This window comes from Eggerthella sinensis (assembly GCF_003339815.1).
GTDB lineage: Bacteria > Actinomycetota > Coriobacteriia > Coriobacteriales > Eggerthellaceae > Eggerthella > Eggerthella sinensis.
Genome location: NZ_PPTT01000001.1, coordinates 173,685 through 199,938, shown reverse-complemented (window position 1 = coordinate 199,938; position 26,254 = coordinate 173,685). Strand labels below are relative to the sequence as shown.

Here is a 26,254-nt window from a genome sequence, read left to right as displayed (position 1 = left end):
ACCGCCTTGAACGCAACGAGTAAGGAGCTCATCCTCATGGCGAAGGTTTCGGATATTTACGGCTCAATGGTGTTCAACGAACACACGATGCAGGAGCGCCTGCCCTCTGCAACGTACAAGAGCCTGCTCAAAACCATCAAGGAAGGCGAACCGCTCGAAATCGAGGTGGCGAACGTCGTGGCGCACGCCATGAAAGAGTGGGCCATCGAGAAGGGCGCCACGCACTTCACGCACTGGTTCCAGCCTTTGAGCGGTATCACGTCCGAGAAGCACGACAGCTTCCTCGACCCCGTGAGCGACGGCCGCGCCATCATGAGCTTCTCCGGAAAAGAGCTGATCCAGGGCGAGCCGGACGCGTCCTCTTTCCCGTCCGGCGGTCTGCGCGCCACGTTTGAAGCGCGCGGCTACACCGCCTGGGACCCCACGTCCTACGCGTTCATCAAGGACGAGGTGCTGTGCATTCCCACCGCCTTCTGCTCGTACACGGGCGAGGCGCTCGATAAGAAAACCCCGCTGCTGCGCTCCATGAGCGCCATCGACGAGCAGGCGAACCGCGTGTTGGCCCTGTTCGGCGAAGAGTACGAGCGCGTGGTTCCCACGTTGGGCTCCGAGCAGGAGTACTTCCTCATCTCCGAGAAGGACTACGCCAAGCGCATGGACCTCGTCATGACCGGCCGCACGATGTTCGGCTACGCGCCGTGCAAGGGCCAGGAGCTCGAGGAGCACTACTTCGGCGCCATCCGCCCCACGGTCAACGAGTTCATGAAGGAGCTCGACAACGAGCTGTGGTCGCTCGGCGTGTCCGCGCGCACGAAGCACAACGAGGTGGCTCCCGCGCAGCACGAGCTGGCGCCCATTTTCACGAACGTGAACCGCGCCATCGACGAGAACCTGCTCACGATGGAGAAGATGCGTCTTCTGGCCAGCCATTACGGCCTCGTGTGCCTGCAGCACGAAAAGCCGTTCGCGGGCATCAACGGTTCCGGCAAGCACAACAACTGGTCGCTGTCGAAGGGCAAGAGGAACCTGCTCGAGCCCGGCGAAAGCCCCATGGACAACCTGCGCTTCCTCGTGTTCCTCACGGGCGTCATCCAAGCGGTGGACAACTACCAGGAGCTGCTGCGCATGTCCGTGGCATCGGCCGGCAACGACCATCGCCTCGGCGCCGACGAAGCGCCGCCGGCCATCATCTCCATCTTCCTGGGCGACGAGCTCACCGAGATCGTGGACGCGCTCGTGGACGAGCACGAGTACACGAACGCCGAGAAAGTGGCCATGGACCTGGGCGTCGACGTGCTGCCGAACTTCCTCAAGGACAACACCGACCGCAACCGCACCTCGCCGTTCGCGTTCACGGGCAACAAGTTCGAGTTCCGCATGCCGGGCTCGGCCGTGAACCTGTCCGACGCGAACATGATCCTCAACACCGCCATGGCGAAGAGCCTCAAGGATTTCGCCGACGCGATGGAGGGCAAGGCGGGCGAAGACTTCGAGTCCGCGGCCATCGAGTACATCCGCACGACGCTGGCCGCGCATCAGCGCATCATCTTCAACGGCAACGGCTATGCCGACGAGTGGACCGCCGAAGCCGCGCGCCGCGGGTTGTCGAACAAGCCGACGACGGCCGACGCGCTGCCGTGCTTCGTCGATCCGAAGAGCATTGCGTTGTTCGAGGAGTTCGGCGTGCTGAGCGAGACCGAGGTTCGCAGCCGGTACGAGGTGAAGCTCGAGAAGTACAACAAGCTGCTGAATATCGAGGTGCGCACGATGAAGCGCATGGTGCGCCGCATCTTCCTGCCCGCCATCAACGAATACGCGACCGAGGTGGCGAACGGCATCAACGCCATCAGAGCCGCCTGCGCCGGCGCCGACGTCGCCCAGCAGGAAGAGCTGCTCCGCCGCCTGCTGTCGGGCATTCGCGAGATCGACACGCAGCTGCGTGCGCTGGGCAAGCTGCACCACGAGACGCTCGAGATCAAGAACGAGCAGGAGAAGGCGAACACCTACGCGCACGAGATCATTCCCATCATGGACAAGCTGCGTGCAGCGGTCGACGATCTCGAAGTGCTGGTGGATCGCGACCATTGGCCCGTGCCCACGTACAACGACATGCTGTTCTACGTGTAGAACGCAAAAACGCCCCGGCTCGCTTGAGCCGGGGCGTTGTTCTTGATGGGCCCTCGCCGCCCGCTATGCGCGCTGCTCTTCGAGCTCCTGCGTGCCGCGGTTCAGCAGCACCACGCCGCCCGCGATGAGGGCGATGCCCGCGCAGGTGGTCCAGTTGAAGGGGTCGCCCCACACGATGATGCCGATGGCAGCGGTGAGGATGGTGCCCATGCCGCCCCAAATGCCGTACACCAACCCGAGCGGCATGTGCTTCAACGTGAGCGTGAGCAGCGTGAACGACACGCAGTAGCACGCCAGGGTGAGCGCCGTGAACAGGGGCACGGTGAAGCCTTCGGACAGCTTCATCATGGTGACGCCGCACACCTCCACCACGATGGATACGGCCAACAGCGCGTACGGATGAATCCGATCCATGATTACACCCCCAACTTCAATACGAGGACGCCGCCAATGATGGCGATCAGTCCGATGGTCTTTTTCAGGTTGAATCCCTCGTCCCAAAACGCCGCACCAACCACGGCGGTCAGCGCGATGCCGAGGCCTGTCCATACCGCGTATACGAATCCGAGCGGCAGGTGCGCAAGCGTCTGCGACATGAGGTAGAACGCGATGACGTATCCGATAACGATGCCGATGATGGGCGCTTTCTTCGTGAAGCCGTGCGACAGTTTCATCATGCAGTCAGCGAATACTTCGAACACGACGGCAACGCCGAGCAACACGTATGGTGACATGATTCCTCCTATACTTCGTTCTTGCCGGGTGCTATCCTAAACTATCCCCTAAGGGACGAGTCAATCGCAGAATTGTCTCGTTTGTGGACTCTGTGAAGGAGCAAGCATGCGGAACGAATTGCTGTCCATCGGCGAGGTTGCCCACCTCAAAGGCGTCGGCATCAAGGCGCTGCGCTACTACGAGCGCATCGGCATCCTGCGCCCTGCGTACGTGAATCCGGAGACCGGTTACCGCTACTACGCGCCGCGGCAGATGAACGAACTGGACGCCATCATCTCGTGCGTGCAGCTGGGCGTGCCGCTCAAAGAGCTGACCGACTACGTGTCCGACAGCGGCGTCATGGACATGTCGGCCCTGCTCGAGCGTGCGCACGGCCTGGCCGTGGAGAAGCTGCGCGCAACGCAGGGCATCCTCATCGAGTTGGACGGGTACCGATCGGAAATCGCCATCCAGGAAGCGCTGCGCACGGCGCCCGCGCCGTACGAGCGCTCGTTGGGCGCGCGCACGTTTCTGGCGCTGCCGTGGGCGGGCAGGGCGTTCGACGCGAAGCGCTACACGAAGGCGATGACCGAGCTGTACGGCGAAGTGAAGAGCAACGGCCTGATCCCGCTGTTTTTGCAGGGTATGGTGTCGCTTGTGGACGGGGCGACGGGCGAGCGCTCCTGGCACGTGGCGCTTGAGGCGCAGACGCTGCCGGGCGAGGGGTGCGACGTGCCCCTGCTCGAGCTGCCCGACCGCACGTATCGCGGGCAGCGCGTCGAGCGCGATACGTTCGAGCAGTGCTATCGCGTGGTGTTCGACGAGCTCGAGCCCCAGCTTGCGGCCGACGACGTGCTGCTGGCGTTCGAAGTGTGGGACGCCGAACTCCGCACCGACCGCACCGTCCTCGAGGTGCTGCGGGGCTAGCGCGCGTGCGGGGTTTCGGGGGTTTCGGGCGCTTCCTGCATCTCGGGGGCGTTCGGGGCATTCGACGCCTTCGCGGCTTCCGCATCCTTGATGCCGGGGAGGGGGATGGGGGAGCGCAGCAGCGCCACCCAGCCGACAAGGCCGACGGCCATCGACGCCACGATGATGACGCCGACGCCCACCACGAAGTTCGGCCACGGCAGCACCGCCACCAGCATGCCCACGCAGCCGATGGCCGTATGGGCGAAGTTGATGAGCGACGCCGCCGCGCCCGTGTCGCCGTCTTGCTGCGACAGCAGGATGTTCGTGCTGTAGGGGCGGACGGCGGCTTCGGTCAGGGCGAACGCGAGAAACGTGAGGCAGAACAGCGCGGGCGATGCTTCGCCCACCGCCAGCATGGCCACGCCGGACGCGATGGCCACGCCCAGCAGGATGCTGGTGAAGCGGCGCGCCGACACGAACCGCGAGGCCATGAGCCAGATGAACGGGCCCGCCGCCGTGAGCAGCGCCGCGAACGCGAAGTACATGCTGTATTCCAGCTCGCTGAGGCCGAAGAACGTGATGTACACGTACGATCCCACCGCGATGTACGCCATGAACGGCAGGTTGTACAGCCCGACGATGCCGAGAAACGCTGAGAACCCCTTGTTGCGCGCCACCACGCCCAGCTGCTTCACGCTGCCCAGCACGGTGCCCTCGTAGCGTTCGTCCGCAGGCAACGTCTCGTCGAACAGCAGCGCCAGCACGGCGCAGAACAGCCCGATGCCGGCCAGCACCCAGAACGTCATGCGCCAGTCGGCCACCTGCAGGATGAGCGCGCCCACCACCGGCGCCAGCACGGGCCCCACCACGAACATCACCTGCACCACCGACAGCAGCGCCTCGCGCCGCTCGGGCACCACGGCGTCCTTCACCACCGCGGTTGACACGGCGCTCACCGCGCCGGCGCCCAGGGCTTGCAGCACGCGCATGGCAATGAGCATGCCGATGCTGCCCGACACGGCGCACAGCGCGCTGCCCAGCGCATACGTGAAGATGCCGGCCAGCAGCACGGGCTTGCGGCCGTAGCGGTCGCTCGTGGGGCCGAAGGCCAGCAGCCCTACGGCGTAGAACAGGAAGTACCCCACGAGCGTGAGGTTCACCATGGATTCGGAGGTGCTGAAGTGCTCGGTCATGTGCGGCACCGCCGGCGTGTACATGTCGAGCGAGAGGGGCGTGACCAGCGATCCTATGACGAGCAGTGCGATGAGGCCGAGCGGCCCCAGCCTTCGTTGCGGCCGTACGAGCCAAGTGTGTAGTGACATACCGGTTAATCTCCTTGCAAACGCGAGCCTCTATTATACGAGATTCGCGTTCGCAAGGGGGAGCGTTGCGGTGAAGGTGGTTCCGTGCGCTTCGTCGCTGGCCACGGTGAGGGTGCCGCCGTGCTCCTCGGCAATGGCGTGCGCGATGGCCAGCCCCAGGCCGTAGCCGCTATCGTCGCGCGTGCGCGCCTTGTCGGCCCGGTAGAAGCGGTCGAACACGTGCGGAAGGTCCTCAGGCGTAATGGCGAACCCGGTGTTGTGCACCGCCAGCTCCACGCGACGCACCGTCTGATGCAGGGTGACGTCCACGCTGCCGCCATCGTCGGCGTACTTGCAGGCGTTGTCCAGCAGCGTGCCCGCGAGCTTGCGCAGGCGCGCCGCGTTGCCGCGCACGATCACCTGCGGGTCGATGTCGGCGTTCAGGCTGATGGTGCGCTCGAACGCCACGGACTCGAACTGCAGCAGCTCGCCCTCCACGAGGTCGGCAAGGTCGAGCGGCTCCATGGCGGGCTTCGCGCCGCCCTCGTCAACCTGTGCGAGCAGCAGCAGGTCGCCCACGAGCCCCTGCATCTGCCCGGCCTCGTGCTGCGTGCTCTCGATCCACTGGCTTTGGCTGGCGATGCTGCGCTCGGGGTGCTCGAGCAGGATGGACGTGTTCGCGAGGATGACGGTGAGGGGCGTTTTCAGGTCGTGCGACGCGTCGGCTACGAACTGGCGCTGTTGGCGCCACGCGCGATCGACGGGACGCAGCGCCCAGCGCGAGAAGAACACGCTGATCACGAAGAAGGCCGCGAGCGCCGCCACGCCCACGCCGGCCAGCGTGAGGGCGAGCGTCTGCCACCCGCTTGCAGCGCTCAGGTCGACGAACGCGAGGTAGGTGGTGCCGCCCACGTCGCGTTTCTCGTAGAACAGCCCCAGGCTGTCGAGGGTGCCGGAGCCTTCGGGCCTGTCGGCCAGCGCCTCGCCGGCCTGCGTCAGCACGTCGTCGGCGATGGAGGCGGTCGTGCGCGTGGAGACGGCCGTCAGCGAGCCGTCGTCGTTCACCGAGAACACGGCCACGGGGATGGTGGGGTCCGACCCGCCACGCTTGCCGCCGATTTCCGGCGGCATGGTGCCCTCCTGCTCGAGGTCGCTCGGCTTCTGGCCGGTGGGCTGGTTTCCGCTGGTGAAAGGCGCGTTCGACGCGTCGCCGGCATGGGATACGGCGGCGTCGAGCGTTTCGTGCACGCGCGTGACGCTTTGCTGGTAGTTGATCACGCAGATGGCGGTGAACACCACGATGAGCACCACGGCCACGGTGGCCATGTTGAGGGCGACGAACTTGATGCGCAGTTTTTTCAGCATGAGGCGCCCGCTTCGGAGGCTTCGGCGGGATCGGAGGCTTCGGCGTCGGCGGCGTCGGCAGCTTCGGCGTCGGCCACGAAGCGGTAGCCCGCGCGCCGCAGCGTCTCGATGCGCGCCGTCGACCCGAGGAACTTCATCTTCTTGCGCAGAAACGACACGTACGCTTCCACGTTGTTGTCCTCGGCGCTCGATTCCACGCCCCACACCTTCGCGATGAGCATGTCCTTCGACACCACTTGGCCGGCGTTCGCCATGAGCACCTTCGCCAGCGAGAACTCCTTATAGCTGAGGTGGATGGACTTCGCGCCGCGCGCCAGGTCGTAGCTTTCCAGATTGAGCACGAGGTCGCCCGCGGCCAGCTTCTCGAACAGCACCTCGCCCTGGCGGCGCGTGAGCGCGCGCAGGTGGGCCAGCAGTTCGGCGGGGGCGAAGGGTTTGGTCATGTAGTCGTCGGCGCCGCTGTCGAGGCCGGTGATCTTGTCGGGCACGGCGTCGCGCGCGGTGAGCAGCAGCACGGGGGTGCTGAGGTTCTTGCGGCGCAGCTCGGCCACCACGGTGAAGCCGTCCATCTTCGGCAGCATGACGTCGAGGATGATCACGTCGTACGTGCCCAATTCGGCGTACGTGAGGCCGGTGGCGCCGTCGTGGACCACATCGGTTTCGTAGCCGTTTTCGGCCAGGATGTGGGCGAGCGCCTGCGCCAAGCGCACGTCGTCTTCAACGATGAGGATCTGCATGCCCACCTGCTTTCACGTCGCGTGTTCAAGGTTCCATTGTAGCGGGAAGCCTGAAAAGCATCTGAAAGAATCGTGGCGGTTTCCCAGCGGTTGAGCGGCCGGCGGCCACCTTTCAGGGAACTTTCAGGGTGCGCGACTAGGATGCTCAGTCGTGATAGAAAGGACGATCATCCCATGACTACCTTTACCGATGTATTTGAACGCAAGGAAGTGAAGTATCGCCTGAACGCGTCTCAGCACGACGCGATGATTGCCGCGCTTGCGGGCCGGATGGCGCCCGACGCCTTCGGCACGACGCGCATCGTCAGCCGCTACCTCGATACGCCCGATCGCGCGCTCATCGAGCGGTCGTTGGACAAGCCGCTGTATAAAGAGAAGCTGCGCCTGCGCGGGTACGGCGCGCCCGAGGCGCACGACCGCGTGTTCGTGGAGATCAAGAAGAAGTACAAGGGCATCGTGTACAAGCGGCGCGTCGGCTGCTCGCTCACGGCGGCGTGCGCGTACCTGAACGGCATGCCGTACGAACGGGCCTGCGCGCGCTATCCGTTACCCGATCCCGTGATGGCGGCCGAGTCGCTCGCGCCGCGCAGCGTGCAGATTGCCCGCGAGATCGACGTGTTCGTCGCGCGGCACGCGCCGCTGCGGCCCTCCATGCTCATCACGTGCGACCGCACGGCGTACGCGCCGACGACCTGCGCCGATGGCGACGACCTGCGTATCACGTTCGATGCGAACATCTCGTACTGCGACCTCTTCGAGGCGCAGCCTGCAACCCCGCGCCCGCTGCTGCAGGCGGGCGACGGGGTGATGGAAATCAAGGCGGCGGGCCCGTTTCCGCTGTGGCTCGTGCACGCGCTCGACGCATGCGAGGCCTATCCTTCGTCGTTCTCGAAGTACGGCACCGCGTATCGCGCATGCGCGCCCCGCGCGGAGCGGCCGGCCGTCGCGCCGCCGCGCGTCCCCGCTGCCATGTTCGTGCTTCCCAACCATGCGGTAAAGAAAGGAGGCCGTTGTGCTTGATGCAGCCCTGACCTCGATATTCGGCTCTGCGGAATCGCTCGTTGCGGGCGTGTCCACCGTCGATTTCCTCCTGTGCTGCCTCGCGTCCATCGTGTTGGGCGCGGCCGTGGCGGGCATCTACATGTTCCGCCACACGTACTCCAAGAACTTCGTCGTGACGTTGGCGCTGCTGCCGCTCATCGTGCAGATGGTGATCACTCTGGTGAACGGCAACCTGGGCGCGGGCATCGCGGTGATGGGCGTGTTCAACCTCGTGCGCTTCCGCTCCATTCCCGGCAGCGCGAAGGACATCGGAAGCGTGTTCCTGGCCATGGCCATCGGCCTGGCAACCGGCATGGGCTTCATCATGCTGGCCGTGCTGTTCACCATCATCGTGGCCATCGTGAACGTAGGGTACGTGCTGTCGCCCTTCGGCAAGCAGAAGGAGCCGGAGAAGACGCTGAAAATCACGATTCCCGAGGACCTCGAGTACGACGGCGTGTTCGACGACGTGCTGTCGCGCTACACCGACGAACACGAGCTGACGCTCGTGCAAACCACGAATATGGGCAGCCTGTTTCTGCTGGAGTACGCCGTGCGTATGAAGCAGCCCGGCTTGGAGAAGCGCATGATCGACGAGCTGCGCTGCCGCAACGGCAATTTGAAGATAACCTGCGGGCGTGCCGCTGCCAGTAAGGATGTGTTGTGATGAAGAAAAAGACCTCAACCGCGCCGGCGCGCTGGTTGTTTCGCGATCGCATGGGGTGGGGAGCCATCTGCCTCTCAGCTGCCGCCCTCCTTGCGCTTTCCGGTTGCACGGTTCCCGTGTCAGACGCCTCGACCGCACCCGCATCGTCGGAGAGCGCGTCGGCAACCGCAAGCGAAACCGATGCGACCGTGAGCTTCGAAACGGTGGCCGCCTCCTTCGACGCCGCGGCGCTCGATCTCGATTACAGCAACCGCGACCAGGACGCAACCTACGACGACGCGTCCGCGACGCACATCGCGCTCACCAGCAGCGCAGCAACCGTCGACGGCGACGGCGCAAGCACCGACGGCTCCACCGTCACCATCACCGCCGAAGGCGTGTACGTGGTGTCGGGCACGCTCGATGACGGGCAGCTCGTGGTGGAGGCCCCCGAAGACGCAAAGGTGCAGATCGTGCTCGCGGGCGTTACCATCCACAACGAGGACGGCCCGGCCGTGTACGTGAAGCAGGCCGACAAGTGCTTCATCACCTTGGCCGACGGAACGCAGAACGCGCTGACCGACGGCGAAACCTACGTGCTTGAAGACGACTCCGACGAGCCGTACGCCACGCTGTTCAGCCGCGCGGATCTCACGCTGAACGGCGCCGGCACTTTGAGCGTGACCGGCTCCTACCGTCATGCCGTGTGCTCGAAGGACGACCTCGTCATCACGGGCGGCACGTACGTGGTGAACGCGGTGGAGGATGCCCTGCGCGGCCGCGACTGCGTGAAGATCGCCGACGGCGACTTCACGTTGACGGCGGGCGGCGACGGCATCAAGTCGAACAAAGACACGAAGGCGACCAAGGGCTTCGTGTCCATCGATGGCGGCACGTTCAATATCGAGGCGGGCGACGACGGCATCCAGGCGCAAACGTACCTGCGCATCGCGGGCGGTGAGCTCGATATCGCAGCCGCCGACGACGCGCTGCACTCCGACCTCGAGGGCATCCTGTCGGGCGGCACCCTCACCATCGAAGCGGGCGACGACGCGTTCCACGCCGAGACGAAGCTCGTCATCGACGACGGCACCGTGAACGTGAAAGCCTGCTACGAAGGCTACGAGGCCGAGAAGCTGTACATCAATGGCGGCAACACGCATATCGTGGCCAGCGACGATGCCATCAACGCGGCCGCCGCCGACCTGAGCGACGGCGATACCGATACCGCCACCGATGCCGCAACGAACACCGACGCTGCGACGAACGCCGCTCCGACGCCGCCCGACGGCATGGGCGAGGGCGTTGCGCCCAGCGGCGACATGCCCGACATGGGCGACATGCCCACCGGCGAAGCGCCCAGCGGCGAGATGCCCGGCGGCACCCCTCCCTCCGGCGATTCCGGCGAGAGCACGAACGAGCGTGAGCTCAACGGCGGCGCGCCCGACAACGCGTTCAACGAGGGCGGCACCGGCGGCATGGGCATGGGCGACGAGAACTGCCTCATCCAGATCAACGGCGGCTACACCGTGCTCGATGCTGCTGGCGACGGCGTGGACAGCAACGGCAACGTGGAAATCACGGGCGGCGTGCTGTTGGTCAACGGCCCCACGAGCGGCGGCGACGGCGCCTTCGACTACGACCTCACGGCCACGGTGACGGGCGGCACGGTGGTGATGGTGGGTTCCACCGGCATGGCGCAGAACTTCACGAGCGGCGAGCAGCCCTTCGCCTTCACCACGGCCAGCGGAAACGCCGGCGACAGCGTGGCTGTCGTGGACGGCGACGGTACGGTGGTGGCCTCGCTCACGGCTGCCAAGCAGTTCGGCATGGTGTTGGCCACGAGTCCTGCGTTCACCGAGGGCGGCGCGTACTCGCTCGTCATCGGCGGCACGGTGACCGGCGCGAACGCCGACGGCTACACCGATTCCGGCACCGTCAGCGGCGGCTCAACCGCCGAGATCACCGCATCCACCACGGCATCTGGCGGCATGGGCGGCCTCGGCATGGGAGGCGGCGGCATGCCCGCCGGCCAAGGCGGCGACGTCCAACGCGGCATGCGAGGCGGCTCCACCGCGTAAGCGCCCTCTCGCACCGAGCGCTTCCGCACTCCGTTCTGCGCGCCTCGTACGGATGTTTCACGTGAAACATCTGGGCGGGGTGCGCGGCGTTTTCTGTCCTTTCGCCGGAAACGTGCGCCCACTTTAGCCGATTGGAGTACAATGAGCGGACGAATCAAGAAGGATACCCGCACGTCAGGCTGGGGACCGAGGCCCATGCAAGAAGGGATGCGAACATGGCAGACATCACCGAAGTGGAGTACATCTGGAAGAACGGGGAGATGATCCCCTGGGCCGAGGCAACCACGCATGTCTTGTCCCACTCGCTGCATTACGGTTCCGGCGTGTTCGAGGGCATTCGCTGCTACCAGAACCCGGAGACGAAGAAGAGCTACGTCTTCCGCCTGCGCGACCACATGGAGCGCCTGCATCGCAGCTGCAAAATCGCCCTCATCGACCTGCCGTACACGGTTGACGAGCTGTGCGACGCCACCGTTGAGCTCATCCGCAAGAACAACCTGCCGTCCTGCTACATCCGCCCGCTCGTGTACCGCGGCTACGGCGTGATGGGCGTCGACCCCACCGGCGCTTCCACCGACGTGGCCATCGCCGCATGGCCGTGGGATTCCTACCTGGGCGCCGACGCGCTCGAGCACGGCGTGTCCGTGGGCGTGTCGTCGTGGCGTCAGCGTTCGAACAACGCCATCCCGCCGTCGATGAAGTCCACGGCATCCTACATGAACTCCATTTTGGCGAAGCTGGAAGCCAAGGAACACGGCTATGCCGAGGCCATCATGCTCAACGAGGCCGGCCTCGTGTGCGAGGGCACGGGCGAGAACCTGTTCACCGTGCGCGACGGTATCCTGTCCACGCCGCCGCTGTCCGACGGCCTGCTTGAGGGCATCACGCGCGACACCATTCTGTGCCTGGCCGATGACCTGGAGATCCCCGCGATCGAGGAAAGCCTCACGCGCAGCGACCTCTACATTGCCGACGAGGTGTTCATGACCGGTTCCGCCGCCGAGCTCACGCCCATCGGCAGCGTCGACGGCCGCGTGGTGGGCAACCCCGGCGAGATCACCCGCCTGCTGCAGGATCGCTTCTTCGCGGTCGTCTACGGCAACATCGATGAGTATTCGGAGTGGCTGACCGAAATCTAACGTTCCGACGGCTTGTCAGCCGTCGGAACTGCTCGACGCTGCGGGGCGCTGAGGCACCCAATCTTGCCCCTTTTTCGCTTTCCCTCACGTGCAAAAGCACGCTCGGCCGCGAAACGGGGCAATCTCGGGCACCTCAGCGCCCCTCGCTGACTTTTTTTGACCGGTGGGTTTTGAAGGGAGCATCTTGGTGAATCGAATCCTCACGTATGACAGCACGTTGCGCGACGGCGAGCAGTGCGAAGGCATCACGTTGTCGCTTGAGGATAAGCTGCGCATCGTCCAGCGTTTGGACGCGTTCGGCATCGATTTCATTGAGGGAGGCTTCCCCGCATCGAACCCGAAGGACATCGCGTTCTTCCAGCGCGTGCAGGACATGCCGCTCAAGCACGCGCGCATCGCCGCGTTCGGCTCCACGTGCAAGAAGGGGGTCGCGGCCGACGAGGACCAGGGCCTCGCGGACCTCGTGGCAAGCGGCGCGCCCGTTGCCACCATCGTGGGGAAGACGTGGGACGAGCAGGTCACGCGCGCGCTGCTGACTACGCTCGACGAGAACCTGCGCATGATCCGCGATTCGGTGGCGTTCCTCAAGGCGCAGGGCCTCACGGTGGTGTTCGATGCCGAGCATTTCTTCGATGGGTACAAGGCGAACGCCGCGTACGCTCTGGCGTGCGTGCGCGCGGCACACGAGGCCGGCGTCGACTCCATTGACCTCTGCGAGACGAACGGCGGCGCGCTGCCGCACGAGGTGGAAGCCATCGTGGCCGTGGTGGCGAGCGAACTGCCCGGCCAGCAGCTGGGCATCCACTGCCACAACGACTCGGGGTGCGCCGTGGCAAACACGCTGGCCGCCGTCCGCTCAGGAGCGGTGCAGGTGCAGGGCACGGTGAACGGCTTCGGCGAACGCGTGGGCAACACCGACCTGCTCACCGTCATCGCCGACCTCGAGCTGAAGATGGGCTACACCTGCGTGGGCGACGAGCAGCTGCGCGACCTGACGAGCGTGGCCCAGTTCGTGGCCGAAGCGTGCAACCTCTCGGTGCCGACGCACCATCCCTACACGGGCGCTTCGGCGTTCGCGCACAAGGGCGGCCTGCACGCAAGCGCCATCGCGCGATTCCCCGAGGCCTACGAGCACGCGCGCCCCGAATCGGTGGGCAACACGCAGCGCATGCTGGTCAGCGAGCTTGCCGGTAAGGCGTCGCTCATCGCGAAGGCGAAGAACCTGGGCATCGACCTGACGTTGCACGCGGACAAGACGCAGGACATCCTCGACGACATCAAGCACCGCGAGGCGGCCGGCTACTCCTACGAGACCGCCGACGGCTCGCTCGCGCTGCTGTTGCAATGGCACCTCGGCGCGTATCGTCCGCACTTTACGCTGGAGAGCTTCCGCGTCATCGTGGACGATCGCGAGGACACGGGCGCGCTCGCGAAGGATGCCATGAGCGAGGCCACCATCAAAATCCACGTGGGCGATCAGCGCTTCGTGGCCACGGGCGAAGGTGCCGGCCCGGTCGGCGCGCTCGACAACGCGCTGCGCATGGCCATCGTGGCGTTCTACCCGGAAATTGCCGATATCGAGCTGGTTGACTACAAGGTGCGCATTCTCGACGAGAATGTGGGCACCGACGCCATCACGCGCGTCGTCATCACCACGCGCGACAAGCACGGCAGCTGGGGCACCGTGGGCGTATCGGAGAACATCATCGAGGCCTCGTGGAACGCGCTCGTCGATTCCATCGAGTACGGCCTCATGCGAATAGGGGAGTGACATGAGCGATCTCAGAACGCCCGAAGTGGAGGACCTGCTGCGCGTATTCGCGGCGCTCGATGACGAGGATACCATCTTCACCCTGCTCGAAGACCTGTTCACCATTCGCGAAATCAAAGAGACGTCGCAGCGCCTCGCCGTGGCGCGTCAGCTCGACGCCGGCAAGTCGTATGCGGCCATCGAGGAAGCCACCGGCGCGTCGGCCACCACCATCGCCCGCGTGTCGAAGTGCCTGAGCTACGGCGCCGGCGGCTACAACGCCGCCCTCAACGCCCTCGACGACGCCGAGAAAAAGCGCCGGTAACCCCCCCCTCTCTCTCACGCAAACGGCGTCTCCTGGGCTTCGTCTCGCAGGGTGGCGGCTCGGGCTTCTACGAGGTCGAGCAGTTCTTGTTGGGTGTGGACGCCCAGTTTGTGGTAGAGGCTTGAGGCGTGGCTCTTCACCGTCTCTTCCGATACCACCAGCTCCTCGCTGATGTGCTTGCGGTTGCGGCCGCGCGCGAGCAGCGCGAGCGTGTCGGCTTCGCGCGGCGTGACGGCGTTTTCCGTCACGATCACCTGGAGCGCAGCGTCGAGGCTGCCGTCGGGGTGCACGGTGTCGCCGGGCTGCGCGATACCCCATCCCGTGGTGAGGTTGCGGTTGCTCATCATGAGCAGTGCGGCCATGAGCAGGACGAACGACACGATGGTGGCCATCACCTGCATCCAATAACCCGCCTGCTCCTGCTGCATGAGCGCGCTTGCCACCGACCCGCCGATGAGTTGTCCCAGCATGAGGCAGCAGGTGGGCCACGCCACCACCCAGGTAGCGGGCAGGTCGAACGTCTTCGTGAGGTACGAGCACAGCCCCCACATGATGAGGTGCACGTAGCAGAATCCTACGAACTGCACTGACTGCCCCAGCGCAGGCACGCCGCCCAACAGCGCGATGAGCAGCGCGCCGGTGGCCATGATGCCGAATCCCACCTGGTAGATGAGGTGGTTGAAGTCCATTTTCACGAACACGGCCGTCAGCAGCAGCAACAGCGCGGCCACGACGAAACTGAGCGCGTTCAGCAGGATGGTGTTCGGCTCGTCCGTCTGTAGTACGGTGCTGCCCAGCAGCACGCCCAGGGCCAAGCCGTGCAGCAGCGCCGTGACGAGGAACTTGTACGGCGTTCGTAGGGTGGCGTTCATGCCGTGGTCGAGCAGCGTTTTGCGTGGAAAGCTGCGCATGGCGCGGTACCAGCACAACGCTAGCGGTACGGGAATGGCCACGAACAGCATCTGCCCGAAGACGAGGGGCAGAAACGATAACAGGCAGATGAGCAGCGCCGACAACAGCATAGCCACGATGCCGTGAAACAGCACTTCGCGCGGTCCCAGGTAGCCGAACACGCGCCCCCATTCGATGAGCAGACACGCCGTGCCTAGCCCGATGCCGAACGACCCAAGCGCGTACAGCCCGATGCCCGACGTCTCGCTCAGCGACGCGCCGCACAGCTCGATCCACAAGTAGGCGAGCAGCGCCCCGCCCGCCATCACCCCGCCGATGACGCCGATGTACCACCGCTGCCGAAACACGACGTTCGTGCGTTTGAACCATACGCCCAGCGCGAAGTACGCAACAGCGCTCACGGCCACCGGTCCAATCCACGAGGGGAACACCATGCCGGAGCCGAGAGCGACCGACGGGAAGAACAGCGGCCCCTGAAACGCCATGTTCACCCATGTCCAATACAGGGTGAGCGCGGCCAGCAAAAACGGACGCGCCCCTATGCTTTCGGCAAGCCGATGAAGCACGAGCGACCGCTCGCGCTGCTCGTTGATAAGCCCGTGGTTCATGCCTGCATCCCTCCCCTTGCTCACGCGTTCCCCAGCCTACGCGTTATGAGAACATTCGTCCTCCCCCGAGTCGGGGGAAACCGTCGTTTTTGACCGTTTCCCCCGCTGACGGGGTGGCGTTCGTCGGCTTCCGCTTCCACACTGGCCCTCGTCGAACGGTTCGCTTGACGGCATCACAGCATAGCGCACGCGAATCGGATTGCAGAGGGAGAGCAACAACAAGGAAGGGTGATCACATGTTTGAAACCGACGAAGGCACGCGTGCGGGACTGTCCCGCCGCGCATTCCTCACGGGCGTGGCCGGCACGGGCGCCATCGCGGCGCTGAGCGGCCTGGCGGGCTGCGCTCCAGCAGCGCAGCAGGAAAAGACAGCGTCCGATCCGAAGGCCGATGCCGCATCCGGCCCGAAGACGTACGACAAGGTGGACAAGTCCTACGACACTGACTTGCTCATCGTGGGCGGCGGCGGAAGCGGCTTGGCGTGCGCGGTGCAGGCGGCGCTCAACAAGACGAACTTCATCCTCATCGAAAAGGGCGGTGAACTGGGCGGCAATGCGAGCTTCGTCGAGGGCATGTTCGCCATCGAATCGAAGATGGCCGACGACCTGGGTATCCGCGTGACGCCGTCCGAAATCATCGAGGCCGAGCTCGAGCGCGGCCAGCACCGTCAGAACGGCGCGCTGTGGATGGACCTGTGCACGAAGTCGGCCGAGAACATCGACTGGTGTCTTGAGCAGGGCGTCATGTACCGTGGCGACATCGACAACTACAACGGCGGCCTGTATCCCACCTTCCACTGGTTCAAAGACGGCAAGTGTAAAATCGGGTACGTGGAGCCCATGATCAAGCGCGTTGAGGAGTTGGGCATCGATGTGCATCTGAACACCGCCGCGACGGCGCTCATCATGAAGGACGGCGCGGTGGTAGGCGCGTACGCGGAAGGTGACGAAGGCGTGGTGCAGTACAACTGCAAGGCGGTCGTGTTCGCTACGGGCGGCTTCGGCGGCAACCCCGAGCTCATCGAGAAGCAGGGTTGGGACATTGAGAATCTGTTCGTGGTGGGCTCGTCGAACGCGGCTGGCGACGCGTATCGCATGGCGCTTGAGGTGGGCGCGAAGGACTTCATGTCCGACTCGGCGCAAAGCATCCTGTACAACATTCCCGCGCTGCCGCCCATCGACTTCCATAAGGACGCGCTCAACCCCGTGAACGGGTACTTCGGCATCGCGGCGGGCGGCCCCGTGCTGTGGGTCAACGAAAATTGCGAGCGCTACACCCGCGAGAACCTTACGGACGACAACCTCGTGCTGCAGTGCATCCCCGGAAAGGGTAATCTGGCGAACTACGTGGTGTTCGACCAGGCCATCTTCGACCAGTTCTTCGGCACCACCGACGAGGGCCGCGCCATGTTCGAGGACGCGGTGTCGGGAGACAAGACCGAGACGCTGTTCAAGGCCGACAGCGTGAAGGGTCTGGCTGACGCGTGCGGGCTTGACGCCGACGCGCTGACGAAGACCGTCGAGCGCTACAACGAGCTGGCGAAGAAGGGCGTCGATGAGGACTTCGGCAAACCGGCCGAGAAGATGATAGCCATTGAAGAAGGCCCGTTCTACCTGGCGAAACTAGGCTACAGCTTCTTCTTTGAAGTGGGTGGCGTGACTACCGACAAGCAGCGTCGCGTGTTGAACGAGGAATCGCAGCCCATCGAGGGCCTGTACGCCATCGGTAATGACGGCAACATGCTGTACCGCCACGTGTACACCATCAACATGCCGGGCACCGCGTTCGGCAACCAGGTGAACTCCGGCCGCGAAGCCGCCAACAACGTCGCATCGTTCTTGAAGGCGTAACGTCGCTCCAAGATAACCCTCCCATCTTGGACGACCTCGCAGGGGGGGGATGGCGTCGCGCCACCCCCCCCTTCCTCCCGTTGTGCCCGCGTAAGGATCGCCGGTTCGCATGAGCTCCCGCGAGCGCAACGGGAGGAGGTGAGGGAAGCGCTTGGAACTGTAAAACGCCGCTTTTTGGCAAATTTTGACGCGATTGCGGTCGAATAGGGCTTCGAGTGGTGCAACATGGTGCGTTTTGAAAATCGCCATCAGGGCTTTTGCTTGCGAGCGATGGCGGATCGCGCGAATAACGCCGCAGTCAGCCCGCAATCGCGTCAAAATTTGCCACGAGATGGTTTTCTGCGGTGCACCCCCCTCTCTCTCGCATTCCCTTCCCCTCCGTTGCGCCCGCGGGAGCTCATGCGAACCGGCGGTCCTTACGCGGGCACAACGGGAGGGGCGCCCCTCACCTCGCAACTACCGGCGCGTCTTCGTCGATCCCGCGTTCCACCTGTGCTCCGGCGGGCAGCTTCACGGGGTCGCCGTACTCGTCGATGGTGCCTGCCTCGCGGCCTTCGATGTAGGCCAGGCGGGCCTTGCCGCGCCTGAACGTCACGGGTGCCTTCCCCGAGCTCAGCTGGTAGCAGTACCAGAACACGAACGGGATGCCGATGATGCCGTTGAACATGCCCCAGGCCGACATGAATTCGGGGTTGAACCACGCCGCGCTGTTCATGATGGTGGGGAAGAGCAGGGGGAAGCAGCTGCGCAGCAGCAGGTGCGCGCCCAGCGTGTAGATTCGTCCGGTGATGTAGAGCTCGGGGCGGCGCATGATGATGGGGTAGAGCTCGGCCGCCGCCAGGATGCAGCAGGTGGAGGCGAAGAACTCGTGCCCTTCGGCGTACACGAAGCACGCGTTCCACGTGGTGTACAGGAAGTTCCACATGGGCACCGTGTAGGACAGGATCTCGCCGTGGCTCGAGGTGTCGTACTTCCAATACTTGTCGCCGAACGGCATGGTGATGCACAGGATGAGGCCGGCCAGCGCGTTCATGTTGTTGCCCATCTGCACGTCGCGCAGCGTGGCCTCGGCGATGTTGCAGAACACGATGCCGTACAGCGTCCAGCGCACCCACCGCTTGCGCATGAGCCGCCAAAACGGCGTGTCCTTCTGCTGCACGGCGGCGATGCGGCCCACGCCGGCGAAGATGAGCGGAAGGATGACGGAGAGATTCTTCGCCCACCGGAACCAGTCGTCGCCAGGGATGTTGATGATCCACAGCGGTATGGTGACGAGCGACACCACCCACACCCACATCGACGCGCGGTAGTGCCGCCGCATGAACTCGGTGAGCAGCATGAGCAGCACGGTGTAAACAACCATGGAAATAGGCGTGATCCAAACGGGCACGGTCATGGCGAATCCCCTTTCCCCGACTCTTTTCCCAGGTGGTGCAGTATGCCGCCAGTCTAGCATCCGGCGTGCGACGGCTTCTTTCACAAACTGCCCCGCCGTGTGAAAGACTTCTGCGCGGAGGCTTCGTATACTCGCCTCAAGGCGTGCCGTAACCGGGGAGTGCGCGCCGCGAGACAAGGAGGCGACTCATGGGCATTCTGTATCAAGCGGCCGACCCGATGTACTGGGCCATCTGGCTGTTCATCCTGTTCGCGCTGATGGCGTTCAACGAGCTGGGGCGCACGTCGCTGTGGGCCGGCATCACGCTGTTCGCCATCGTGCCCCTCGTGCTGACCATCTTCGTGTGGCCCACCACGGCCGCACCCGGCAACGAGTACGGCACGGGCACGTGGTTCAACTGGGTGAAAACGTACTCGGCCTTGGCGGGCTGCCTCGGCTTCATGGCGCTGCGGTTCGTGCATTGGCGCGGCGCGGACGGCCGCACCCACTACCTGTACGAGAAGCGGTGGGCGCTGTGCTTCCCGCCGCTCATCCTGGCCGTCAACATCGCCGAGGCCGTCATCCGCGACTTCCAGGTGTTCAGCTTCGGGCTGTGGCAGGGCGGCGTCGTCGAGAACCTGTGGACCATGTCGGGGCCGTGGAACATCATGAACGGCATCGCCGGCATCCTCAACATCGTCACCATCTGCGGCTGGTTCGGCATCTTCATCTCGAAGGACCTGTCGAAGGACATGATCTGGCCCGACATGATCTGGGCCTGGATCATCGCGTACGACCTGTGGAACTTCGCCTACACGTACAACTGCATCTCCGACCACTCGGCCTACGCCGGCCTCGCGCTGCTGCTGGCCTGCACCATCCCCACGTTCTTCATCAAGAAGGGGGCGTGGCTGCAGCACCGCGCGCAGACGTTGGGGCTGTGGATCATGTTCGTGATGACCGTCCCGCAGTTCGCCGACGTGCTGGCACCTATCCCCACCACGCACAATCCCACGGCGTTCTTCGCGGTGAGCTTCCTCGCGCTCGCGTCGAACGCGGCGCTGGCCATCTACCAGTTCCGCAAGATTCGCAAGCTCAAGTTGAACCCGCTCAAAGACCAAATCTACGCCGATACGAAGTCGTACCAGGAGCTCGAAGAGGCAAATCGCTAGAGAACCCCGTATAATGGACGCCGAGCGTAAGCGTTGCGCGCGGCGTCCATGCGCGCTTGAACGCAGGAGGGCGCGATGCGGGTCGACCAAGAGAGCACGGGATTCCGCCCGTCGGGGCGCGGTCGTGCTGCGTCCGAAAGCCGCCGCCTGAGCGGACCGGCGGGCGATATCATGCTGGCCGCGCGCCTGCTGTTCGAGCAGCGCGGCGTGGGCAAGACCACGGTGAAGGACATCGCCGCCGAGGCGAACGTCACGCGCGAGCTGGTGTACTACTACTTCGAAAACAAGCAGGCCGTGGTCGATGCGGTCATCGACGATTACGTGGAAGACCTCGTGGAAAGCGTGCTCGTGTGGAACGAGTCGCGCGTGTTCGGCGACACGGCGGGCTCGCTCAAGGCCTGCATCGCCACCTTCCGCCGCGCGCTGTACGACGCGAACGGCCTGCGTCCCATGATTGCCGTCCTCGAAGAGCTGGGCATACGCGACTCGTTCGACGTGCGCGCGGTGCGCGAGACGGTGGACTGCATCAACGAGCAGATCGTCGTGGAATACGCGGCCTACCATCAGGTGGAAATCGAGTTCGTGTACGAAATGTTCTGCATGGTGATCTTCGGCCTCGTCGGCCTGGTGAAAATCAATCCCGATATCAGCGACGAAGCGCTCATGAAAGTGGTGGAACAGGCCCTGCACCTCGATATGGAGCCGCTCCCACCTGCGCCTACGTGCAGCCCGTGAATATTCAGAAACCGTCAAGTCCTCGTGCTATAGTTGTCACGAATTCGTTGCTCGTTGCGGTGCCGAATCGTCCAAAATAAGAGGGTAGAACTCAACGTGGAGGCATACGCAACGAATTCGAGGAGGTTACATGACTGACATCACGCGCGGCATCGATCGCCGCACGTTTTTGGTGGGTGCAGCGGCGCTCGGCGCGGCCACCCTGTTGCGACCGACGTTGGCGTTTGCCGACCCCACGTCTGCCGATAAGTTCGCCGAGGCCGATGCCGTCCGTTCCCGCATCGTGGAGATGCAGAACCAGTTGACGGTGGCGGCGGAAGACTACTACAAGGCGCTCGATGAGCACGACGCGGCCGTGCAGGCCGTTGCCGATGCTCAGGCGCGCATCGACGAGGCAAATGCCCAGATCGCCGATTTGCAGGACAAGCTGAGCAAGCGTGCGCGCAGCATGTACCGCAACGGCCAATCCACCGCGCTCGACGTGATTTTGGGCGCGACGACGTTCGAGGAATTCGCCACGAGCTGGGATTTGCTCAACGACATCAACGACAACGACGCCGCGATGGTGCAGCAGACGAAGGATCTGCGCGCCGAAGTCGAGGCGGCGAAGGTGGAGCTGGAAGAGCAGGAGCGCATCGCCGCCGAGAAGGCCGACGAAGCCGCCCGCATCAAGGCCGAGGCCGAGCAGACCATCTCCACGCTGGAAACCACGCTGCAGCAGCTTGACGCCGAGGCGCAGGCGCTGCTCGTGCAGGAGCAGGAAGAGGCGCGCGCGGCCGAGGCGGCTGCAGCAGCGGCCCAGGTCAAGAAGACGTACGCTTACAGCGGCGGCTCCGCGGCCATCCCGTCGCAGGGCACCGTGGTGGACTACGCGCTGTCGCGCATCGGCTGCCCCTACGTGTGGGGCGCGGCCGGACCCGACGCGTTCGACTGCTCGGGCCTCGTGACATGGGCGTATGCGCAGGTGGGCATCTCGGTGCCGCACCAGACCGAGTCCATGTACTTCGCGGCGGCCGCTCGTTTGCCGGTTTCCGAAGCGCAGCCCGGCGATGTGCTGTGGATCAGCTACGGCGACGGGTACAATGGCCACGCGGGCATCGCCTGCAGTGCCGGCGGGACGCACTTCGTCCACGCCCCCACGTTTAACGCGTTCGTGCGCGATACCGACCCGCTCAGCTGGGCCGGGTTCACGCACGCGCTTCGATTTGTCTAAAAGGAGGACGAATTGTCCACGTTGTTTGTGAACGCGTGCATGCGAGGCGCCTCGTCGCGCACGCTCACGCTGTGCCGTGAATACCTGGAGCGCTTCGACGACGTGACGGAAGTCGACGTCGCGGCGCTCGAGCTCAAGCCGTTCGATGCCGAGATGGTGGCGTATCGTTCGGAAAAGCAGCGGGCGGGGGAGTGGGACGACCCCATTTTCGCGCTGTCCCGCCAATTCGCCGAGGCTGACGACATCGTCATCGGCGTGCCGTACTGGGACATGTCGTTCCCGGCGGCGTTCAGAACCTATATCGAGCACGTGAGCGTGTGCGATTCGACGTTCCATTACACCGAAGGTGCCCGCTGCGAGGGCATCTGCAAGGCGAAGCGCATCACGTACATCACCACGTGCGGCGGCTTCGTGGAGGGCTCCAACTTCGGCTACGAGTACGTGGTGGGCATCGCGAAGATGTTCGGCATCCCCGAGGTGCGCTTCGTGGCAGCCGAGGGGCTCGACATCGTCGGCATCGACGTGCAGGAGCAGATGGACAAGGCCCGCGCTCAGATGGCGAAGCTCGATTGAGCCTAGCGGCGTATAGCTTTGCGTCGGGGCCGGCCCAGCTCAGCCGGCCTCGTTTTCCGCACCCTGAGGGGTTCGACGAGAATCTGACCATCTCCGACGTAGCGGTGATGATGCAGCGGGCGCTCAACTGCGTGGACTCACGACTCGTGGACCACGGGTTGCGCGTTGCCACCATCCTCGACGCCATGCTGGCGGTGAAGGGCACCTACGATGAAACGCAGCGCCGCGCGGCCTACTTCGTGGCGCTGCTCCACGATATCGGGGCGTACCGCACCGAGGAAATCGACCGCATGGTGGCGTTCGAGACCGAGGGCGTGTGGGAGCATTCGTTCTACGGGTTCCTCTTCTTCAGGGAGTTGTCGCCCCTCGTCGATTACGCCGAAGTCGTGCTGTTCCACCATATGGACTACGACCGGTTCACCGGGCAGAGCCCGCAGGTGAAGTTCCTGGCCACCGCGCTGCACGTGGCCGATCGCGTGGATGTGCTGCTGCTCGAGCACCCGCAGGCCGACGCCGCCGACGTGATGCGCCTCATGGACGCTGTGCGGCCGGGCACGTTCGCGCCTGAAGCGTTGGAGCTGTTCGCGGAGGCCGAACGGCGCTACGGCGTGCTCGCGTACCTGCGCGGGGGCGTGGAGGGGCCGAACCCTTCGCGCATCGTGGCCGACCCGACGGGCACGGGCACCGCTACGTCGTACCTCGACATGCTCGTGCACATCATCGACTTCCGCAGCCGCCATACCGTCACCCATACGGTGACCACGGCGTGGGTGGCGTACGAGCTGGCCCTTCGCCTGCTTGAGGACAAGGGGGCCGCCGCGCACGTGTACGCAAGCGCGCTCGTGCACGACGTGGGCAAAATCGGTATTCCGCTGTCTATTCTGGAAAAACCGGGCCGCCTCGATGCCGACGAGATGGCCGTCATGCGCACGCACGTGGCGCTGACCGAGGACATCCTCGAGGGCTGCGTCGATCCGCGCATGCTGCAGGCGGCCGTGCGTCATCACGAGAAGCTCGATGGCAGCGGGTATCCGCGCGGGCTGCACGCCGACGAGCTGACGATGCCCGACCGGATCATCGCCGTGGCCGACATCGTCAGCGCGCTTGTGGGCACGCGCAGCTACAAGGAAGCGTATCCCAAGGAAAAGGTGCTGATGCTGCTCGATGAGCAGCAGGCCGCGGGGAAGATCGACGCTGTGGTGGTTGAGACGATGCGGCACGATTACGACGCCATCATGGCCACGGTGGCGCAGGCGTGCCGTCCGGTGGCCGACGCGTACGAGCGGGTGCAGCAGGACTACGCCTGGTTGTTGAACGAGTTGGAGAACGCCCGAGCCGTTGAAGGGAGCAAGGCATGAAGCGCCTGTTGATGGTGGTGGACTACCAAAACGATTTCGTGGACGGAGCGTTGGGATTTCCCGGAGCCGAGGAGCTGGCCGAACCCATCGCGCGGAAAATCACGGAGTATCGCGACCGTTTCGACGAGATCGTGTTCACGCTGGACACCCATCACGCGAACTACCGGGATACGCAGGAGGGGCGCAATCTGCCCGTGGAGCACTGCGTGGAAGGCACGCCCGGCCACGGGCTGTACGGTGTCGTCGCCGACCTTATCCAGCCCGTTGACGTGGTGTTTCGCAAGCCGACGTTCGGGTCGGCCGACCTGTTCGAGTGGCTGCGCGTGGCGCAGCAGGCCGCCGCCGAGCTGGGCAAGCCGCCCTTCGAGAGCATCGAGCTGGTGGGCCTCGTGTCCAACATCTGCGTGCTGTCGAACGCCGTGCTGGCGAAGACCGCGTGTCCCGAAGTGCCCATCATCGTGGACGCCGCCTGCACGGCGTCGTTCGATCCGAAGCTGCACGAAGAAGCCCTCGACGTGCTCGAAGGCCTCCACGTGCAGGTGATCAACCGGTAACGCGCGGCGCTACAGCGCTTCGACGTCCGCCTCGGTGACGGGCGTGGTGGCTTCCAGCTTGCCGCCGGTGGCAGCCTGGATGCCGCAGATGCGGCCGGTGGTGATGCAGTGGCCCGCCGACATGCCGCCCTGGTACATGGACCAGTCGGGGCTGCCGCACAGCTGCCCGGCGCTGAAGCCCGTCACCCACAAGTTGGGGATGACCTGGCCTTCGGTGGTGAGCGCCTGGTAGTTCTCGTTCACGGTGACGCCGGCGCACAGCGCTGACACGCGCACGTGCTTGTGGATGCCCCAGAACGGCGCCTTCTCGATTTTCTTGAGGTACTTTGCCTGCTTGCCGAAGTCTTCGTCGAAACCCTTGTCCACCAGCTCGTTGTAGCGCGCGACGGACTTCTTGAGCGCGTCGGCGGGAATGCCCAGCTTGCCGGCCAGCTCGTCGAGCGTGTCGCAGCGGTACGTGTCGATGAGGCTCTCGATGACGTTCGATCCGCTTTCGGCCGAACGGTCCATGTCCACGTCGGGCATGTACACCTCCATGGCTTCCTGCGCCGTGGGCTTGCCGCCCCATTCGGTGACCTGCGCCACGTAGTCGTCGTCGAAGATCTGGGAGTACCAGCCCGGCTTCGGCTGGTTGCGCAGCACGCAGTTCACTTCCTCGAACACGCAGTCTTCGTTCATGAAGCGCTCGCCGTTTTCGTTCACGTACAGGAAGGGCTCGTTGAACATGGGGCCCGAGTCGAAGTCGTGCATCATGTGGGAGTGCCCGACGGGCACGAAGCCGGCGCCCACGGCCATGGACATGAGGATGCCGTCGCCCGTCTTGTTGCTCTGCTTGCGGTCGAACTCCTTGACGTCGGGGCAGTAGCGCTCCACGAGGCTCTGGTTGTTCTGGTAGTCGCCCGTGGACAGGATGACGCCCTTCGTGGCGGTGAACTTGATGTACGAGGAGCCGCTCTTGCCGATGACGCCGGTAACCGCGCCGGAATCATCCGTGACCAGCTGCACGCCCGGCGTGGAGTAGAAGAACTCGACGCCCTTGCTCGCTGCCAGTTCGGCCAGGTGCTCCACCATGGTGCCGTTGTTGTAGGGCTTCGGGCCGAACATGATGCTGCGACGCGCGCATTTCGAGCCGTCCTCGTACTCGGTCACGGCCGTGGGGCGCACGGTGTAGGGCGGGAAGCCCGCTTCGGCGGTGCGCACCTGCGTCCAGCGGATGGCCTCGCCGGAATAGGCGCAGTACGTTTCGGCCAGCTTGCGGTCGGCGCGCCAACGACAATCTTCCAGGTAGCCTTGCAGGTAGTTCATGACCCCCTGCTCGTCGCTTTGGTCGAGCAGCACGCCGGAGCACGTGCCGCCCTGCGCGATGGGTTTCGACTCCTTCTGCAGCACGGCTACCGTGGCGCCTTCTTCCAACGCGGATAGCGCGGCGGGTACGCCGCCCGTGCCGGCGCCGACCACCACCACGTCGAAGGTTTTCTCCTCGGCGATGTCGGTGATGGGGTCGATGATGACGGGCGATTCCTCGAAGTCGCTGGCTTGCAAGCCGGCGGGATAGGCGCTCGCCGCTGCGGCGTCGGCGGTGCCGCCTGCTGCGGCGGGCGCGCATCCTGCCAGGCCGGCTCCGGTGGCGACGATGCCGGTGGCAAGCGCCCCCTTCAAGAAGTCTCGACGATTCAGTTCCATACTCCCTCTCCTTTCCTTGTGAGATGCGTGCGGGGTCCGGCGCCGCCTCGGTTGGGAGGGAGGGGCGAAGCGGCAACCGGCGCCCG

Annotated in this window: 23 protein-coding genes; 15 read left to right on the top strand and 8 right to left on the bottom strand. The window is 64.7% G+C overall.

From position 1 onward, the window contains the following. Nucleotides 1–36 precede the first annotated feature (36 nt). Nucleotides 37–2,127 (top strand): glutamine synthetase III family protein, encoded by a 2,091-nt coding sequence (locus C1876_RS00755; RefSeq protein ID WP_114544813.1) that lies wholly within the window; start codon nucleotides 37–39, stop codon nucleotides 2,125–2,127. A 63-nt stretch (nucleotides 2,128–2,190) separates the two neighbouring features. On the opposite strand, the gene C1876_RS00750 is transcribed toward C1876_RS00755, so the two are convergent. Together C1876_RS00750 and C1876_RS00745 are read right to left on the bottom strand one after the other, a co-directional pair. Beyond that, nucleotides 2,191–2,541, bottom strand: coding sequence for a DMT family transporter (locus C1876_RS00750; protein ID WP_114544812.1), 351 nt, complete (start codon nucleotides 2,539–2,541; stop codon nucleotides 2,191–2,193). 2 nt (nucleotides 2,542–2,543) lie between these two features. After that, the gene (locus C1876_RS00745; protein WP_114544811.1) at nucleotides 2,544–2,861 is read right to left on the bottom strand and encodes a DMT family transporter; all 318 of its coding nucleotides are present in this window, start codon (nucleotides 2,859–2,861) and stop codon (nucleotides 2,544–2,546) included. 106 nt (nucleotides 2,862–2,967) lie between these two features. Between C1876_RS00745 and C1876_RS00740 the strand changes: the two genes are divergently transcribed. Beyond that, nucleotides 2,968–3,768 (top strand): MerR family transcriptional regulator, encoded by an 801-nt coding sequence (locus tag C1876_RS00740; protein WP_114544810.1) that lies wholly within the window; start codon nucleotides 2,968–2,970, stop codon nucleotides 3,766–3,768. Here C1876_RS00740 and C1876_RS00735 read toward each other — a convergent pair. The 3 genes from C1876_RS00735 to C1876_RS00725 are packed head-to-tail and all read right to left on the bottom strand — an operon-like array spanning nucleotide 3,765 to nucleotide 7,153. Then, on the bottom strand, nucleotides 3,765–5,072 hold the full coding sequence (locus C1876_RS00735) for an MFS transporter (RefSeq protein ID WP_114544809.1): 1,308 nt from the start codon (nucleotides 5,070–5,072) through the stop codon (nucleotides 3,765–3,767). The two genes, C1876_RS00740 and C1876_RS00735, sit on opposite strands and share 4 nt — an antisense overlap. Nucleotides 5,073–5,105: 33 nt before the next feature. Then, complete coding sequence (locus C1876_RS00730; protein ID WP_114544808.1) at nucleotides 5,106–6,416, bottom strand: sensor histidine kinase; 1,311 nt, start codon at nucleotides 6,414–6,416, stop codon at nucleotides 5,106–5,108. After that, entirely contained in the window at nucleotides 6,410–7,153 is a 744-nt protein-coding gene (locus tag C1876_RS00725; protein ID WP_114544807.1) for a response regulator transcription factor, read from the bottom strand. Before C1876_RS00725 ends, C1876_RS00730 begins: the two co-directional genes overlap by 7 nt. 174 nt (nucleotides 7,154–7,327) lie before the next feature. Here C1876_RS00725 and C1876_RS00720 point away from each other — a divergent pair, with 174 nt between their 5' ends. The 6 genes from C1876_RS00720 (at nucleotide 7,328) to C1876_RS00695 (ending at nucleotide 14,135) form a co-directional block, all read left to right on the top strand. Further along, complete coding sequence (locus C1876_RS00720; RefSeq protein WP_114544806.1) at nucleotides 7,328–8,173, top strand: polyphosphate polymerase domain-containing protein; 846 nt, start codon at nucleotides 7,328–7,330, stop codon at nucleotides 8,171–8,173. Continuing rightward, on the top strand, nucleotides 8,166–8,861 hold the full coding sequence (locus C1876_RS00715) for a DUF4956 domain-containing protein (protein ID WP_114544805.1): 696 nt from the start codon (nucleotides 8,166–8,168) through the stop codon (nucleotides 8,859–8,861). The genes C1876_RS00720 and C1876_RS00715 overlap by 8 nt, the downstream gene beginning before the upstream one ends. Further along, nucleotides 8,861–10,921 (top strand): carbohydrate-binding domain-containing protein, encoded by a 2,061-nt coding sequence (locus C1876_RS00710; protein ID WP_244909977.1) that lies wholly within the window; start codon nucleotides 8,861–8,863, stop codon nucleotides 10,919–10,921. The genes C1876_RS00715 and C1876_RS00710 overlap by 1 nt, the downstream gene beginning before the upstream one ends. 215 nt (nucleotides 10,922–11,136) lie before the next feature. Then, complete coding sequence (locus C1876_RS00705) at nucleotides 11,137–12,060, top strand: branched-chain amino acid transaminase (RefSeq protein WP_114544804.1); 924 nt, start codon at nucleotides 11,137–11,139, stop codon at nucleotides 12,058–12,060. A 187-nt stretch (nucleotides 12,061–12,247) separates the two neighbouring features. Next, a complete protein-coding gene (cimA, locus tag C1876_RS00700; protein ID WP_114544861.1) occupies nucleotides 12,248–13,831 on the top strand; it encodes a citramalate synthase in 1,584 nt (527 codons plus the stop codon). A gap of 1 nt (nucleotide 13,832) precedes the next feature. Next, nucleotides 13,833–14,135: a YerC/YecD family TrpR-related protein gene (locus C1876_RS00695; protein ID WP_114544803.1), complete on the top strand. Its 303-nt coding sequence runs from the start codon at nucleotides 13,833–13,835 to the stop codon at nucleotides 14,133–14,135. A gap of 14 nt (nucleotides 14,136–14,149) precedes the next feature. On the opposite strand, the gene C1876_RS00690 is transcribed toward C1876_RS00695, so the two are convergent. Then, nucleotides 14,150–15,655, bottom strand: coding sequence for a response regulator transcription factor (locus tag C1876_RS00690; RefSeq protein ID WP_114544802.1), 1,506 nt, complete (start codon nucleotides 15,653–15,655; stop codon nucleotides 14,150–14,152). A 236-nt stretch (nucleotides 15,656–15,891) separates the two neighbouring features. Here C1876_RS00690 and C1876_RS00685 point away from each other — a divergent pair, with 236 nt between their 5' ends. Continuing rightward, complete coding sequence (locus C1876_RS00685) at nucleotides 15,892–17,505, top strand: FAD-dependent oxidoreductase (protein ID WP_114544801.1); 1,614 nt, start codon at nucleotides 15,892–15,894, stop codon at nucleotides 17,503–17,505. A 445-nt stretch (nucleotides 17,506–17,950) separates the two neighbouring features. Here the strand turns inward: C1876_RS00685 and C1876_RS00680 are convergent, their stop codons facing one another. Beyond that, nucleotides 17,951–18,901 carry a hypothetical protein gene (locus C1876_RS00680; protein WP_114544800.1) on the bottom strand — a complete coding sequence of 317 codons (951 nt, stop codon included), beginning with the start codon at nucleotides 18,899–18,901 and terminating at the stop codon, nucleotides 17,951–17,953. 188 nt (nucleotides 18,902–19,089) lie between these two features. Here C1876_RS00680 and C1876_RS00675 point away from each other — a divergent pair, with 188 nt between their 5' ends. The 6 genes from C1876_RS00675 to C1876_RS00650 all read left to right on the top strand — a co-directional run bounded on the left by C1876_RS00675 (nucleotide 19,090) and on the right by C1876_RS00650 (nucleotide 24,485). After that, complete coding sequence (locus tag C1876_RS00675) at nucleotides 19,090–20,052, top strand: DUF5692 family protein (RefSeq protein ID WP_114544799.1); 963 nt, start codon at nucleotides 19,090–19,092, stop codon at nucleotides 20,050–20,052. 75 nt (nucleotides 20,053–20,127) lie between these two features. Continuing rightward, nucleotides 20,128–20,787 (top strand): TetR/AcrR family transcriptional regulator, encoded by a 660-nt coding sequence (locus C1876_RS00670; protein WP_114544798.1) that lies wholly within the window; start codon nucleotides 20,128–20,130, stop codon nucleotides 20,785–20,787. 130 nt (nucleotides 20,788–20,917) lie between these two features. Then, nucleotides 20,918–22,000 (top strand): C40 family peptidase, encoded by a 1,083-nt coding sequence (locus C1876_RS00665; protein WP_114544797.1) that lies wholly within the window; start codon nucleotides 20,918–20,920, stop codon nucleotides 21,998–22,000. A gap of 12 nt (nucleotides 22,001–22,012) precedes the next feature. Then, on the top strand, nucleotides 22,013–22,573 hold the full coding sequence (locus tag C1876_RS00660; RefSeq protein WP_114544796.1) for an NAD(P)H-dependent oxidoreductase: 561 nt from the start codon (nucleotides 22,013–22,015) through the stop codon (nucleotides 22,571–22,573). 107 nt (nucleotides 22,574–22,680) lie between these two features. Beyond that, nucleotides 22,681–23,931 (top strand): HD-GYP domain-containing protein, encoded by a 1,251-nt coding sequence (locus C1876_RS00655; protein WP_114544795.1) that lies wholly within the window; start codon nucleotides 22,681–22,683, stop codon nucleotides 23,929–23,931. Then, nucleotides 23,928–24,485 carry a cysteine hydrolase family protein gene (locus tag C1876_RS00650; protein WP_114544794.1) on the top strand — a complete coding sequence of 186 codons (558 nt, stop codon included), beginning with the start codon at nucleotides 23,928–23,930 and terminating at the stop codon, nucleotides 24,483–24,485. The genes C1876_RS00655 and C1876_RS00650 overlap by 4 nt, the downstream gene beginning before the upstream one ends. 9 nt (nucleotides 24,486–24,494) lie before the next feature. Here the strand turns inward: C1876_RS00650 and C1876_RS00645 are convergent, their stop codons facing one another. Further along, on the bottom strand, nucleotides 24,495–26,168 hold the full coding sequence (locus tag C1876_RS00645; RefSeq protein ID WP_114544793.1) for an FAD-dependent oxidoreductase: 1,674 nt from the start codon (nucleotides 26,166–26,168) through the stop codon (nucleotides 24,495–24,497). Nucleotides 26,169–26,254: the final 86 nt, after the last annotated feature.

Coding starts and splice junctions, on each gene's coding strand:
- C1876_RS00740 (WP_114544810.1), top strand. CDS start 2,968: ATGCGGAACGAATTGCTGTCCATCGGCGAGGTTGCCCACCTCAAAGGC.
- C1876_RS00675 (WP_114544799.1), top strand. CDS start 19,090: ATGGGCATTCTGTATCAAGCGGCCGACCCGATGTACTGGGCCATCTGG.
- C1876_RS00750 (WP_114544812.1), bottom strand. CDS start 2,541: ATGGATCGGATTCATCCGTACGCGCTGTTGGCCGTATCCATCGTGGTG.
- C1876_RS00720 (WP_114544806.1), top strand. CDS start 7,328: ATGACTACCTTTACCGATGTATTTGAACGCAAGGAAGTGAAGTATCGC.
- C1876_RS00655 (WP_114544795.1), top strand. CDS start 22,681: ATGATGCAGCGGGCGCTCAACTGCGTGGACTCACGACTCGTGGACCAC.
- C1876_RS00730 (WP_114544808.1), bottom strand. CDS start 6,416: ATGCTGAAAAAACTGCGCATCAAGTTCGTCGCCCTCAACATGGCCACC.
- C1876_RS00690 (WP_114544802.1), bottom strand. CDS start 15,655: ATGAACCACGGGCTTATCAACGAGCAGCGCGAGCGGTCGCTCGTGCTT.
- C1876_RS00725 (WP_114544807.1), bottom strand. CDS start 7,153: ATGCAGATCCTCATCGTTGAAGACGACGTGCGCTTGGCGCAGGCGCTC.
- C1876_RS00695 (WP_114544803.1), top strand. CDS start 13,833: ATGAGCGATCTCAGAACGCCCGAAGTGGAGGACCTGCTGCGCGTATTC.
- C1876_RS00705 (WP_114544804.1), top strand. CDS start 11,137: ATGGCAGACATCACCGAAGTGGAGTACATCTGGAAGAACGGGGAGATG.
- C1876_RS00745 (WP_114544811.1), bottom strand. CDS start 2,861: ATGTCACCATACGTGTTGCTCGGCGTTGCCGTCGTGTTCGAAGTATTC.
- C1876_RS00680 (WP_114544800.1), bottom strand. CDS start 18,901: ATGACCGTGCCCGTTTGGATCACGCCTATTTCCATGGTTGTTTACACC.
- C1876_RS00650 (WP_114544794.1), top strand. CDS start 23,928: ATGAAGCGCCTGTTGATGGTGGTGGACTACCAAAACGATTTCGTGGAC.
- C1876_RS00735 (WP_114544809.1), bottom strand. CDS start 5,072: ATGTCACTACACACTTGGCTCGTACGGCCGCAACGAAGGCTGGGGCCG.
- C1876_RS00755 (WP_114544813.1), top strand. CDS start 37: ATGGCGAAGGTTTCGGATATTTACGGCTCAATGGTGTTCAACGAACAC.
- C1876_RS00645 (WP_114544793.1), bottom strand. CDS start 26,168: ATGGAACTGAATCGTCGAGACTTCTTGAAGGGGGCGCTTGCCACCGGC.
- C1876_RS00710 (WP_244909977.1), top strand. CDS start 8,861: ATGAAGAAAAAGACCTCAACCGCGCCGGCGCGCTGGTTGTTTCGCGAT.
- C1876_RS00670 (WP_114544798.1), top strand. CDS start 20,128: ATGCGGGTCGACCAAGAGAGCACGGGATTCCGCCCGTCGGGGCGCGGT.
- C1876_RS00685 (WP_114544801.1), top strand. CDS start 15,892: ATGTTTGAAACCGACGAAGGCACGCGTGCGGGACTGTCCCGCCGCGCA.
- C1876_RS00665 (WP_114544797.1), top strand. CDS start 20,918: ATGACTGACATCACGCGCGGCATCGATCGCCGCACGTTTTTGGTGGGT.